Raw genomic sequence first — 12,848 nt, 5'->3', positions numbered from 1 at the left:
TCTGTTCCTGGGCGCCGGCGACCCGGGCCGGCCGCCGGTCACCGCGCACCTGCAGATCATCGCCACCCTGTCCGCGCTGGCCGGCCGGTCGGCCGAGCCCGGTGAGGTCAACGGTCTGCCGATCACCGCCGCGGTGCTGCGGGCGCTGCTCCGCGAACTCGACGCCCTCGGTGTCGGCGTGCCCGACGGCGGGTCGGTCACCCTCGCGGTCACCGACGACGACGGCACCCTGCGCGCCACCACTCCCCTCGACCAGGCCCGTCGCCTGGCGAAGCGTGGCTGCCCCGACCACCCGGCCACCGACCTGGCCACCGACGAGGACATCGACACCGCGGACGACGCCGACACCGCGGACGACGCCGACTGCGACTGCCCGGTGCCCGACCGGCCCGAGCCCACCGACCGCTACACGCCCACCCGGCCCCAGCAACGGTTCGTGCGCACCCGCGACCGCACCTGCCGCTTCCCCACCTGCGGCCAACGCGTCGGGTGGGCCGACGCCGACCACGTCATCCCCCACGCCTCCGGCGGCCGCACCGACTGCGCCAACCTCTGCTGCCTGTGCCGCAGCCACCACCGCCTCAAGACCTTCGCCCGCGGCTGGCGATTCGTCATGAGCCCGGACGGGGTGCTCACCGTGACCACCCCGTCCGGCATCACCCGCACCACCCGCCCACCCGGCATGCGCCCACCACCGGAGCGAGACCCACCACCCGGCGCGACCGGGACATCCCCACCGGCCGACCCGGCCGACGACCCGCCACCGTTCTGACGCGCCGCCCGCTGGGTGCCCGCTACGCCCAGCGGGCCAGCGCGGTCGTCGTGCCCGGCTCGACCACGGTGAACCCGGCGTCCACGACCGCCACCGGGGCCGCCGCGCGCAGCCGCGCCCACCGCGCGACGTCGGGGTGCTCCACCGCCACCGGGTACCCGGCCGCCGCCCACGCCTCCAGCCGGCGGGCCGGCATCCGCAGCGCCGACAGCTGCGCCGCGTGCCCGCACGCGGCCGCGGCCTTGCCCAGCGGCAGGAACGGCTCCGGGCAGACGGAGACGACGAGCGGGCCCCCGGGCACCGGGTCGGCGACCGGGAGCGCGTCCGCGTCGTCGAGCTCGCTGCCCGTCAGCTGCAGCTTCGCCACGTCACGGGGCAGCGCGTCGAGCGCGGTCGGCACGAGGGCCCGCACCTCCGCGCCGGCCACCGAGGCGGTCACCCCCGGCAGCGCACCGGCCCGCTCCCAGGCCACCCCGCGGGCCCGGCGGCAGTGCTTCCGGATCGCGCCGTCGGTCCAGCGCCGGACCGACGCCGACCACTCGCCGCCCTCCCCCGCCCGCTCGTCGCCGAGCAGCCGCACCACCGCCACGGCGGCCGCCGCACAGACCGCGGAGCGGGACGGCGGCGACGTCCGCTCCACGCGCGCCACCAGCTGCATCGCCCAGGGCGACTCCCCCGCCGGGTCCTCGTACACGCGACCACCCTGACCGACGGCCCGTGTCCACGGCCGGCGGGTCCCCGGCGGCCACCGCCCAGCCGCAGGCCCCGCGGCCCGGTTCCACGTGGAACCGGGCCGTGTGACCTTCCTGTGAACTGCGCCGACCCCGTTAGCGGAGCCCGTCGGCCCGGGGTTGGATGGACGCCATGTGCGGCCTCTCCGGCGAGATCAGGTTCGACGGCTCCCTGGCCGACACCACCGCGGTGGCGCGGATGGTCGAGGCGCTGGTCCCCCGCGGGCCGGACGGCCAGGGCCAGTGGAGCGCCGGCCGGGTGGCGTTCGGTCACCGCCGGCTGTCGGTCATCGACCTCTCGGCCAGCGGCTCCCAGCCGATGGTCGACAGCGAGCTCGGGCTCGAGGCGGTCTTCAACGGCTGCATCTACGACTACAAGGAACTGCGCGCCGAGCTCGAGGGCCACGGCTACCGGTTCTTCTCCACCAGCGACACCGAGGTGCTGCTCAAGGGCTACCACCACTGGGGCGTCGACTTCGTCGACCACCTGCACGGCATGTTCGTCGTGGTCATCCACGAGCGGGACACCGGCCGGGTCGTCATGGCCCGCGACCGGCTGGGCATCAAGCCGCTCTACCTGTCCGAGACGCCGGGCCGCCTGCGCTTCGCCTCGTCGCTCCCGGCCCTGCTGCGCGCCGGCGACGTCGACACCTCCATCGACCCGGTCGCGCTGCACCACTACCTGACCTGGCACGCCGTCGTCCCGGCGCCGCGCACGCTCCTCAACGGCGTCCGCAAGCTGCCGCCGGCCACCGTGCGGGTCATCGAGGCCGACGGCACCAGCCGCGAGCACCGCTACTGGGAGCCCACCTACGAGCGGCGCGCAGAGCACTCCGGCTGGTCGGACCGGGACTGGGAGGACGCGATCGAGGAGGCGCTGCGGGTCGCCGTCCGCCGCCGCCTGGTCTCCGACATCCCCGTCGGCGTGCTGCTGTCCGGCGGGCTGGACTCCAGCCTGATCGTCGGCCTGCTCGCCCAGGAGGGGCAGAGCGACCTCGCCACCTACTCGATCGGCTTCGAGACCGTCGGCGGGCACGCGGGCGACGAGTTCCGCTACTCCGACGTCATCGCCGAGCGGTTCGGCACGGACCACCACCGCATCCGGGTGTCCTCCGACGAGCTCGCCGCGGCCCTCGGCCACGCGATCGGCGCGATGGCCGAGCCGATGGTCAGCCACGACGTCGTCGCCTTCGACCTGCTGTCGGAGCGGGTCAGCCAGACGATCCGCGTGGTGCAGTCCGGGCAGGGCGCCGACGAGGTGTTCGCGGGCTACCACTGGTACCCGCCGCTGGCCGACGTCGACCGCGAGGAGGCCGTCGAGCGCTACGCCGCGGCCTTCTTCGACCGGGGGGCGCAGGACATGCGCGCGCTGGTCGGGGAGCGCTACGCCCTCGACGGCGACCCGAGCCTGGAGTTCGTCCGCGACCATATGTCCCGGCCGGGCGCGCAGACCGCCGTCGACGCCGCCCTGCGCCTCGACAGCGAGGTCATGCTCGTCGACGACCCGGTCAAGCGGGTGGACAACATGTCCATGGCGTGGGGGCTGGAGGCCCGCGTGCCCTTCCTCGACCACGACCTGGTCGAGCTGGCGGCGCTGTGCCCGCCGGAGCTCAAGCTCGCCGACGGCGGCAAGGGCGTGCTCAAGGCCATCGGCCGCCGGATCATCCCGCCGGAGGTCATCGACCGGCCCAAGGGCTACTTCCCGGTGCCGGCGATCACCCACCTCGAGGGCAAGGTCCTCGGCCTGGTGAAGGACGCGCTGTCCAGCGAGGCGGCGCGCGAGCGGGCGCTGTTCCGGCCGGAGTACGTCTCGCGGCTGCTGGACGACCCGAACGGCGAGCTGACGCCGCTGCGGGGCAACAAGCTGTGGCAACTCGGGCTCCTGGAGCTGTGGCTGCAGAACCACGGGGTCTGAGGGGCACCCCGTGGCTCCTCCGCGGCTCGCGGGGCTGCGCCGCCGTCCGTCGGCGGCCGGCCCCACCCCCGACCTGACCCGGCGTTCCTGGGCCAAGCCCTCCGAGCACGAGCTCGAGGGCATGGACACCGACGTCGTCCTCGACCTGGCATGGGGCCGGCTGGTGTTCGGCCAGACCTTCGCCGAGATGCGCGACATCCTCACCGCGCTGCGGGCGGAGGGGACCGGGCAGCGCGACATCTGCGTCTACGCCCGCGACCCGCACGTCCTGGTGGGCCTGGCGCCGGACGAGCTGTTCATCGACCCCAGCTACACCTACCGCCTCGACCTGTACCGCTACCGGCCCCGGCCCGAGCTCATCCGCGGCGTCTTCGTGCGCACGGTGACCGCGCTGGAGGAGATGCAGGCGATCAACCGGATCTACGCCCGCAACCGCATGGTCACCGGCGACCCGGAGACCATGTGGGCCAACCACCGGACCCGCTGCTTCACCTACCTGGTCGCCGAGGACCGGCGCACCGGCGAGATCGTCGGCACCGTCACCGGCGTCGACCACGTGCTGGCCTACGGCGACCCGGAGGGCGGCACCAGCCTCTGGTGCCTCGCCGTCGACGCGCAGGACGCCCCCGCCGGCACCGGGGAGGCGCTGGTGCGGGTGCTCGCCGAGCGCTACGTCGGCCGCGGCCGCTCCTACGTCGACCTCTCGGTCATGCACGACAACTCCGGTGCGATCGCGCTGTACCGCAAGCTCGGCTTCGCCCGGGTGCCCGCCGTCTGCGTCAAGCGCAAGAACCCGATCAACACCCCGCTGTTCGCCGCCCGCCCGCCGGGCCTGCAGCAGCTCAACCCCTACGCGCGGATCATCGCCGACGAGGCGCTGCGCCGCGGGATCCGCGTCGAGGTGACCGACGCCGAGTTCGGCGAGATGCGCCTGTCGCTCGGCGGCCGGCGGGTGCTCACCCGCGAGTCGCTGTCGGAGTTCACCACCGCCGTCGCCATGAGCCGCTGCGACGACAAGCGGGTCACCCGCCGCATCGTCGAGGCCGCCGGGGTGCGGGTGCCCCGCGGCGTCACCGTCCCCGAGGGCGACCTCGGGCCCGCGCTGGAGCTGCTCGCCGAGGCCGGCGAGCTGGTGGTCAAGCCCGCCCGCGGCGAGCAGGGCAAGGGCATCACCGTCGGCGTCGCCGACGAGGAGCAGCTGGAGCGGGCCGTGGCCGCCGCCCGGCTCTTCTGCCCCGACGTGCTGGCCGAGGAGCTCGTCCCCGGCGAGGACCTGCGCGTGGTGGTCATCGACCACGAGGTGGTCGCCGCCGCGGTGCGCCGGCCCGCCGAGGTGGTCGGCGACGGCCGCCGCACGGTCACCGAGCTGGTCCGCGAGACCAGCCGGCGACGCGAGCGCGCCACCGGTGGGGAGTCGCGCATCCCGCTCGACGACGTCACCGCCGACGTCGTCCGCGCGGCCGGGCGGTCGATGGACGACGTCCTCCCCCACGGCGAGCGGCTGCGGGTGCGGCGGACGGCGAACCTGCACACCGGCGGCACCATCGACGACGTCACCGACCGGCTGCACCCCGAGATCGCGCAGGCGGCGATCCGGGCGAGCCGCGCCATCGGCATCCCGGTCACCGGCATCGACTTCCTCGTGCCCGACGTCGAGGGCCCCGACGCGGTGTTCGTCGAGGCCAACGAGCGGCCGGGGCTGGCCAACCACGAGCCGCGGCCGACCGCCGCGCGCTTCGTCGACCTGCTCTTCCCCGAGACCCGCCGGCGCTGAGCCGGGCTCAGGCCGGCCGGAAGAGGGCGAGCAGCCCGTCGACGTCGCGGTGCGCCGCGGCGGGGTGGCGGAACGGGCGGTGCGGCTGCACCTCGTAGTGGGTGCGCCGGCCGCGGCGGGCGCGGGTGACGTACCCCGCCTCCTCGAGGTCGGCGAGGATGCCGAGGGTCGCGCGGGTGCTGATGCCCACCCGCGCCGCGACGTCGGCCACCCGGGCGTCGGGGTCGGCGGCGACGGCGAGCAGCACGTGGCCGTGGTTGGTGAGGAACGTCCAGGACGGCCGCTCGTCGCTCACGGGGCTCCTCCGGGTGGCGCGGACAGGTGAACCCTGCTTCACTGGTTGCTGGGAGGGGAGTATCCCCACGCGCTTCCGTCGTCAGTACGGCCCCCCGGGCGGGGTCCGGCGGAGCGGGCCCCCGTGCGGGGCGGGAGAGACCTCCGGTTGGGAACACCGACTGGAGGCCCGCTCGTGGACGTCCCCTTCTGGCTCTGGCTCGCCGTGCTCGGCGGGATCGTCGCCATGCTCGCCGTCGACCTGTTCGCCCACCGCAGGGCGCACGTGATCGGCGTGCGCGAGGCCGCCGCGTGGTCGGCGGTCTGGGTGGCGCTCGGCGCCGGGTTCGGCGCCTGGGTGTGGGCCGCGTACGGCGCCGAGTACGGCCAGCAGTACTACGCCGGCTACCTGATCGAGAAGTCGCTCGCCGTCGACAACGTCTTCGTGTGGGCGATCGTCTTCACCTTCTTCGCCGTGCCGCGGGAGTACCAGCACCGGGTGCTGTTCTACGGCGTGCTCGGCGCGCTCGTGCTGCGCGGCGCGTTCATCGCCGGCGGCGCGGCCCTGATCGAGAACTTCTCCTGGGTGCTGTACCTGTTCGCCGCGTTCCTGCTCGTCACCGGCTGGCGGATGCTCCGGCAGCGCGACGAGCACGTCGACCCGTCGCGCTCGCGCACCCTGCGGCTGTTCCGCCGCCTGGTGCCGATGACGGACGCGTACCACGGCCAGCGGTTCCTGGTCCGGCGCGGCGGCGTCCTGCTCGCCACTCCCCTGCTGGCGGTGCTGGTCCTCGTCGAGGTCACCGACGTCGTCTTCGCCGTCGACTCGATCCCGGCGATCTTCGCCGTCACCGACGAGCCGTTCCTCGTGTTCACCGCCAACGCCTTCGCGATCCTGGGCCTGCGGGCGATGTACTTCCTGCTCGCCGACCTGATCCACCGCTTCGTGTACCTGAAGACCGGCCTGGCGCTGGTGCTGATGTGGGTGGGCGTGAAGATGCTGCTCAAGGTCGACCTGTTCTACGTGCCGACCACGGTGAGCCTCGCGGTGATCTCCACGATCCTCGCCGTCTCGGTGTGGGCCAGCCTGCGCGCCACGCGCGGGCAGGGCCGCCGCGCCGTCGAGGCGCCGGCCGAGCCCCCGTTCCGGACGGCCACCGAGGAGGAGCTGGCCGCGGTGGAGCCGCTGTGGCGGCGCCGCGGGCGGGCGCGCACCCCCGCCTGACCGTCCCGCGGCGACGAGGCAGACGAGGCATAGGAAGCTCTACGCACGTCCTGGGCACCAGGACGTGGGTAGAGCTTCCACTGCCTCGGGGGACGGGTGACCTATCTGCTGGCCGCGCTCGGCGGGGCGCTCGGCGCGCTCGCGCGGTGGGGCGTCGCCGCGGCGCTCCCCTCCCCCGCCGGTGGCTGGCCGTGGGCCACGCTGCTGGTGAACCTCACCGGGAGCCTGCTCATCGGCGTGCTCGCCGGCGTCCTCGCCACCCGGGACCCCGAGCCCGCGTGGGCCCGGCCGTTCCTCGCCGTCGGCGTCCTGGGCGGCTACACGACGTACTCGGCCTTCGCCGTCGAGGTCGTCACCCTCACCGACGCCGGTGCGCTCGCCACGGCGGGCGGCTACGTGCTCACCTCCGTCGTCGGCGGGGTGCTGGCCGTCGCGGCCGGCGTCACCGCCGTGCGCAGAGCGCTGAGGACGGCGGCCCGGTGACGCCGCTGCTGGTCGTCGCGGGCGCCGTGGCCGGTGCCCCGCTGCGCCTGCTCGCCACCCGGCTGGCCGCCCGGGGCGGGCGCGACCCGGCGCTCGGCACGCTCGCGGTCAACGTCGCCGGCTCGGCCCTGCTCGGGGTGCTGCTCGGGCTCGGCGACGTCCCGGCGCCGGTGCTCGCGCTGGTCGGCACCGGCTTCTGCGGCACCCTGACCACCTTCTCCGGCTCCGGGCTCGACGTCGTCCGGATGGTCGAGGAGCGCGCCGTCGTCCGCGCCGCGGCGTACCTGGCGGCCACCCTGGTGCTCGCGCTGGGGGCGGCCGCGGCGGGCTGGCTGCTGGCCCGCTGACCGCCCCTGCGGGTGCCGGTCCTCCGCCGGCTGGATAGGGTCGCCTCGGAATGGCCGGGAGCGACGCGGGAGACGTGCAGGCGGACAGCCCCGTCGTCGTCGTCGCCAACCGGCTGCCGGTCGACCAGGTCACCGACCCCGACGGGACGACGCGCTGGCAGCGCTCCCCCGGCGGCCTGGTCACCGCCCTGGAGCCCTTCGTCGCCGGCCGCGGCGGCGCCTGGGTGGGCTGGTCCGGATCGGCCGGCGAGGCGCCCGAGCCCTTCGAGTCCGGCGGCATCTCGCTCGTCCCGGTCGAGCTCTCCGAGGAGGAGGTCGACCGCTACTACGAGGGCATGTCCAACGCCTCGCTGTGGCCGCTGTACCACGACGTGGTCGAGAAGCCGGAGTACCACCGCACCTGGTGGGACACCTACGTGCAGGTCAACAAGCGCTTCGCCGACCGGGCCGCCGAGGTGGCCGCCGAGGGCGCGATCGTGTGGGTGCACGACTACCAGCTGCAGCTGGTGCCGGCGATGCTCCGCCAGCGCCGCCCCGACCTGACCATCGGCTTCTTCCTGCACATCCCGTTCCCGCCCTACGAGCTGTTCACCCAGCTCCCGTGGCGCTCGGCGATCGTGGAGGGCCTGCTCGGCGCCGACCTCGTCGGCTTCCAGCTGCCCAGCGCGGCGGCCAACTTCGTCCAGCTCGCCCGGCGGCTGCACGAGCTGCCCACCCGCGGCGCCACCATCGAGTACGACGGCCGGGTGGTCACCGCCCGCGCCTTCCCGATCTCCATCGACGTCGCGTCCTTCGACGAGCTGGCCAGCTCGCCCGAGGTCGTGGCCCGCGCCAAGGAGATCCGCGCCGAGCTCGGCGACCCGGAGAAGATGATCCTGGGCGTCGACCGGCTCGACTACACCAAGGGCATCAGCGTCCGGCTCAACGCCTTCCAGGAGCTCCTGGAGGACGGCGTCGTCGAGGCCCCGGGCACGGTGATGGTGCAGGTGGCCACGCCCAGCCGGGAGCGCGTCGAGCACTACGTGCACATGCGCGAGACGATCGAGCAGCAGGTCGGCCACATCAACGGCGTCTTCGGCTCCATCGGCGGCCCGGCGGTGCACTACTTCAACCAGTCGATGCCGCGCGAGGAGCTCGCCGCCCTCTACCGCGCCGCCGACGTCATGCTCGTGACGCCCTACCGCGACGGCATGAACCTGGTGGCCAAGGAGTACGTGGCCGCCCGCGCCGACCTGGGCGGCACCCTCGTCCTGTCGGAGTTCGCCGGCGCCGCGTCGGAGCTCAAGCAGGCGTTCCTGGTGAACCCGCACGACATCACGGGCGTCAAGAACCAGCTGCTGCGCGCGCTGCGGGTCGAGCCCGCCGAGGGCGCCCGCCGCATGCGCGCCATGCGCCGCTACCTCGCCAAGCACGACCTCGACCACTGGGCGACGTCGTTCTTCGACGCCCTGCGCGCGCAGGCGTGACCGCCGACGTCGACGCGGGCCTCGACGGGGCGCTCGCCGCGCTGGCCGCCCGCCGGCCGCTGCTCGTGGCGTCGGACTACGACGGCGTGTTCGCCCCGCTGGTCGACGACCCCTCCGCGGCGGTCCCCGCCCCCGGCATCGCCGAGGCGCTGGCCCGGGTCGCCGCCGCGGGCGGGGACGTCACCGTCGCGCTGGTGAGCGGGCGCGGCGTGGAGGACCTGCAGCGGGTCAGCGGCCTCACCGGCCCCTACCGCTGGGTCGGCAGCCACGGCGCCGAGTTCGGCGGCCCGCTCACCGGCGAGCTCGCCGGCCGCCGCGACGCGCTCGCGGAGGTGCTGGCGCCGCTGGTCGCCGCCGTCCCCGGGGCGCGGCTGGAGGTCAAGCCGGTCAGCGTCGCCGTCCACGTGCGGCAGGTCGCCGACCCGGCCGCGGCCGCCGAGCTGCTGGCGGCCGCCGATGCGGCGGCGGATCCGTCACTGACGAAGAAGCCGGGCAAGGCGGTCCTCGAGCTCGTCCTCGTCGACGCCGACAAGGGCAGCGCCGTGCAGCGCCTGCGCGAGGAGCTCGGCGCCGCCGCGGTGGTCTACCTCGGCGACGACCTCACCGACGAGGACGTCTTCCGCCTCCTCGGCCCGGACGACGTCGGCATCAAGGTCGGCGAGGGCCCCACCGCCGCGGCGCACCGCGTGGCGGACCCGGACGCCGTCGTCGGCGTCCTCGGCCGGCTCGGCGACCTGCTCGCCTGACCTCCGCCGCGGCGCGTCGCGCCGCGCGCCGGGGTGACCGTCCGGTCCCGGGACGTCCACCCTGCCCTGCCGCGTCGACACGGCGACCCTCCCCCGCGTGCGCGCCCCGCCGGGGCTGCCGGTGACCGTGGGCGGGCGTCGACTCGGCGACGGCGCTGCGGGCGGTCGCCGCCGCCTGCACAACGATCCGCCCGCGGATGTCCCGCGATCGCGGGCCGCGTGTCGCTGGAGCCGCACCATTTCCCCCGCACGCCACCTCCCCGTCGCCGCGTGCACGCAGCCCAGGAGGCCCTGTGTCCCCCACGACCACCCGGAGCGGCTGGTTCGCCGACCGTCCGCTCACCGTCAAGTTCGGCGCGCTCGTCGCGGTCGGCACGCTGTCGCTCAGCGGGCTCTTCGGCGCCGTGCTGCTCGGCAACACCGCCGTGCGCGACGCCCAGGACCGCACCGAGTCGCTGCGGGAGGCGCAGGAGCTGGTGCTGCAGCTCGACACCCGCGCCAGCGAGCTCAAGGTGGACGGCTTCAAGGCGCTGGTCCGCCCCGTGCCGGCCGAGCAGCTGGCCGAGCTGGCCGACGACGTGGCCACCCCCGAGGAGATGCTGGCCGAGCTCGAGGGCATCGAGCTGACCGGGGAGAGCGCGGCGGCCGTGGCCGAGCTCGAGGACACCTACGGCGCGTACACCGACGCCATCACCGCCTTCGTGAACACGGCGGTCGCCGACCAGGCCGGCGCGCGGCTGCGCTGGGAGGACATCCAGGCCGCCAACGACCTCACCGACGCCGCCGTCGGCAGCGCCAAGGACACCCTCAACGCCGAGACCGAGGCGGCGGCCGCCGACCTCGAGGACACCATCACCCGCTGGGAGACCACGGCGATGGTGGTCGCGATCCTCGGCTTCCTGCTGCTGGCCGGCCTCAGCTGGCTCACCGCCCGCTCGGTCATCCGGCCGGTGCGCAGCGTCCAGGCCTCCCTCGAGGCGCTGGCCCAGGGCGACCTGACGCACGTCAGCGGGGTCACCTCGCGGGACGAGGTCGGGCAGATGGCCGATGCGCTGGGCCGCGCCCAGGCCGGCCTGCGCGAGGTGCTCGACTCGGTGGCCGCCTCCGCCGACGCCGTGGCCGCCTCCAGCGAGGAGCTGTCCGCGTCGGCCGCGCAGATCTCCGCCTCCGCCGGTGAGACCTCCGCGCAGTCCGGCGTCGTGGCCGGCGCCGCGGACGAGGTGTCGCGCTCGGTGCAGACCGTCGCCGCCGGTGCGGAGCAGATGGGTGCCTCCATCCGGGAGATCGCCACCAACGCCGCCGAGGCGTCCGCCGTCGCCGCCCGGGCCGTGACCGCGGCCGAGACCACGACCGCGACCGTGGCGAAGCTCGGCGAGTCGTCGGCCGAGATCGGCAACGTGGTCAAGGTGATCACCTCGATCGCGGAGCAGACCAACCTGCTGGCCCTGAACGCCACCATCGAGGCGGCCCGCGCTGGCGAGGCCGGCAAGGGCTTCGCCGTGGTCGCGAACGAGGTCAAGGAGCTCGCGCAGGAGACGGCCAAGGCGACCGAGGACATCGCCCGCCGGGTGCAGGCCATCCAGGCCGACACCGGCGCCGCGGTGGGCGCCATCGGCGAGATCAGCTCGATCGTCGCCCAGATCTCCGACCGCCAGACCACCATCGCCTCCGCCGTGGAGGAGCAGACCGCCACCACGGCCGAGATGTCCCGCTCGGTGAGCGAGGCCGCCCAGGGCTCCGGCCAGATCGCCGACAACATCTCCGGCGTCTCGGCCGCCGCGGACTCCACCACGCAGGCGCTGTCGCAGACCCGGATGGCCGTCGACGAGCTCTCCCGCATGGCCGCCGACCTGCGCACCAGCGTCGCCCGCTTCACCCACTGATCCCCCGCCCCGCCGCGGCCGGTGCCCACCGGCCGCGGCGGGGCGCTGCACTCCCGAGAGGTCTCCCCCGTGCACCTGCCCCGCCTCTCCGACCTGCGCATCGGCCGCCGGCTCGGGCTCGCCTTCGGGGCCGTCGGCGCCCTGGTCGCCGTCAGCACCGCCACCGGCCTGTCCGCGGTGGCCGAGCAGCGCGACCTCGCCGCGGAGCTCAGCCGGGCCGACGCCGTCCTGGCCGAGGCGGAGACCGCCCGCTTCCAGATCGCGGACGTCACCGGCTGGCAGGGTCTCGTCGTCGCCGACGCCGTCACCTTCGGTCCCGCCGTCGCGCTGGCCCCCGACGCCTACAACCGCTCGGGCCTGCTGGAGAGCCGGGACGCCGTCTACGCCTGGCTCGACGACGTCGACACCGCGGCCATGGACGCCGACGAGGCGGAGGCGTTCGCCGCGCTCCGGCCGGCCTGGGACGACTACTTCCGGTGGGACGACCAGGTCGTCGCCTGGCTGACGACCGGCACCCGCGAGGGCTACGCCGCCGCGCTGGAGAGCATCAACGGCGGCGAGGCCGGCGAGGGCTACGGCCGGGTCCTCGACCTCGCCGACCGGATGCAGACCTCGGCCAGCGAGCGGGCCGACGCGCTGCGCGCCGACCAGGAGGCCGCGCAGGAGCGCGCGACCGTGCTGCTGGGCGTCACCGGCGTCCTCGCGCTGCTGCTGGCCGCCGCCTGCGCCGCTCTGGTGGCCCGCTCGGTGGTGCGGCCGCTGCGCCGGGTGCAGGACGTCGCCGCCGCCCTGGCCGCCGGCGACCTCGGCACCCGCACCGGCGTCGACCGGCGCGACGAGGTCGGCCGCACGGCCCAGGCGCTCGACGCCGCGCAGGACGCCCTCCGCGCCGTGCTCGAGTCCGTGACCGCCTCCGCCGACGCCGTCGCCGCCTCCAGCGAGGAGCTGTCGGCCTCGGCCGCGCAGATCTCGGCGTCGGCGGAGGAGACCTCCGCGCAGTCCGGCGTGGTGTCGGGTGCGGCGGAGGAGGTCTCCCGCAACGTGCAGACCGTCGCCGCGGGTGCGGAGGAGATGGGCGCCTCGATCCGGGAGATCGCGACGAACGCCGCGGAGGCGTCGGCGGTGGCGGCCCGTGCGGTGACCGCCGCGGAGACCACCACCGCCACCGTCGCCAAGCTCGGCGAGTCCTCGGCGGAGATCGGCAACGTCGTCAAGGTGATCACCTCGATCGCG

Annotated in this window: 12 protein-coding genes; 10 read left to right on the top strand and 2 right to left on the bottom strand. The window is 75.2% G+C overall.

Going from position 1 to position 12,848, the window contains the following annotated elements:
* A partial coding sequence (locus WA616_RS24305; protein WP_336033934.1) for an HNH endonuclease signature motif containing protein occupies positions 1 to 772 on the top strand: 772 nt, incomplete at its 5' end.
* Between the two features lie 22 nt (positions 773 to 794).
* Here the strand turns inward: WA616_RS24305 and WA616_RS24300 are convergent.
* Complete coding sequence (locus WA616_RS24300) at positions 795 to 1,466, bottom strand: peptidyl-tRNA hydrolase (RefSeq protein ID WP_336033933.1); 672 nt, start codon at positions 1,464 to 1,466, stop codon at positions 795 to 797.
* A gap of 170 nt (positions 1,467 to 1,636) precedes the next feature.
* Here WA616_RS24300 and WA616_RS24295 point away from each other — a divergent pair, with 170 nt between their 5' ends.
* Both WA616_RS24295 and ngg read left to right on the top strand, forming a co-directional pair.
* Positions 1,637 to 3,418, top strand: coding sequence for an N-acetylglutaminylglutamine amidotransferase (locus WA616_RS24295; RefSeq protein WP_073422791.1), 1,782 nt, complete (start codon positions 1,637 to 1,639; stop codon positions 3,416 to 3,418).
* Positions 3,419 to 3,428: 10 nt separating this feature from the next.
* Positions 3,429 to 5,192, top strand: coding sequence for an N-acetylglutaminylglutamine synthetase (gene ngg / locus WA616_RS24290; RefSeq protein WP_336033931.1), 1,764 nt, complete (start codon positions 3,429 to 3,431; stop codon positions 5,190 to 5,192).
* A gap of 7 nt (positions 5,193 to 5,199) precedes the next feature.
* Here the strand turns inward: ngg and WA616_RS24285 are convergent, their stop codons facing one another.
* Positions 5,200 to 5,487 (bottom strand): helix-turn-helix transcriptional regulator, encoded by a 288-nt coding sequence (locus WA616_RS24285; protein ID WP_336033930.1) that lies wholly within the window; start codon positions 5,485 to 5,487, stop codon positions 5,200 to 5,202.
* Positions 5,488 to 5,661: 174 nt separating this feature from the next.
* On the opposite strand from WA616_RS24285, the gene WA616_RS24280 reads away from it, so the two are divergent.
* The 7 genes from WA616_RS24280 to WA616_RS24250 form a co-directional block, all read left to right on the top strand.
* The gene (locus WA616_RS24280; protein ID WP_336033928.1) at positions 5,662 to 6,690 is read left to right on the top strand and encodes a TerC family protein; all 1,029 of its coding nucleotides are present in this window, start codon (positions 5,662 to 5,664) and stop codon (positions 6,688 to 6,690) included.
* A 96-nt stretch (positions 6,691 to 6,786) separates the two neighbouring features.
* Entirely contained in the window at positions 6,787 to 7,173 is a 387-nt protein-coding gene (locus WA616_RS24275) for a fluoride efflux transporter FluC (RefSeq protein ID WP_336033927.1), read from the top strand.
* Positions 7,170 to 7,520: a fluoride efflux transporter FluC gene (locus tag WA616_RS24270; RefSeq protein WP_336033925.1), complete on the top strand. Its 351-nt coding sequence runs from the start codon at positions 7,170 to 7,172 to the stop codon at positions 7,518 to 7,520. Before WA616_RS24275 ends, WA616_RS24270 begins: the two co-directional genes overlap by 4 nt.
* Positions 7,521 to 7,570: 50 nt before the next feature.
* Positions 7,571 to 8,986, top strand: a complete 1,416-nt coding sequence (locus WA616_RS24265; protein ID WP_336033924.1) for an alpha,alpha-trehalose-phosphate synthase (UDP-forming) — start codon at positions 7,571 to 7,573, stop codon at positions 8,984 to 8,986.
* Positions 8,983 to 9,732 carry a trehalose-phosphatase gene (gene otsB, locus WA616_RS24260; protein WP_336033922.1) on the top strand — a complete coding sequence of 250 codons (750 nt, stop codon included), beginning with the start codon at positions 8,983 to 8,985 and terminating at the stop codon, positions 9,730 to 9,732. Before WA616_RS24265 ends, otsB begins: the two co-directional genes overlap by 4 nt.
* A 197-nt stretch (positions 9,733 to 9,929) precedes the next feature.
* On the top strand, positions 9,930 to 11,615 hold the full coding sequence (locus WA616_RS24255; RefSeq protein ID WP_442902022.1) for a methyl-accepting chemotaxis protein: 1,686 nt from the start codon (positions 9,930 to 9,932) through the stop codon (positions 11,613 to 11,615).
* A gap of 69 nt (positions 11,616 to 11,684) precedes the next feature.
* Positions 11,685 to 12,848, top strand: a 1,164-nt coding sequence (locus WA616_RS24250; RefSeq protein WP_336033920.1) for a methyl-accepting chemotaxis protein, incomplete at its 3' end; no start/stop codon positions are given.

Origin of the sequence: Geodermatophilus sp. FMUSA9-8 (assembly GCF_037034165.1) — a bacterium.
GTDB classification, from domain to species: Bacteria; Actinomycetota; Actinomycetes; order Mycobacteriales; family Geodermatophilaceae; genus Geodermatophilus; species Geodermatophilus nigrescens.
This window is presented reverse-complemented; position numbering and strand designations above follow the sequence as displayed.

Excerpts from the sequence above, each read along its gene's own strand:
- WA616_RS24255 (WP_442902022.1), top strand. The coding sequence starts at position 9,930 with ATGTCCCGCGATCGCGGGCCGCGTGTCGCTGGAGCCGCACCATTTCCC.
- WA616_RS24295 (WP_073422791.1), top strand. The coding sequence starts at position 1,637 with ATGTGCGGCCTCTCCGGCGAGATCAGGTTCGACGGCTCCCTGGCCGAC.
- WA616_RS24265 (WP_336033924.1), top strand. The coding sequence starts at position 7,571 with ATGGCCGGGAGCGACGCGGGAGACGTGCAGGCGGACAGCCCCGTCGTC.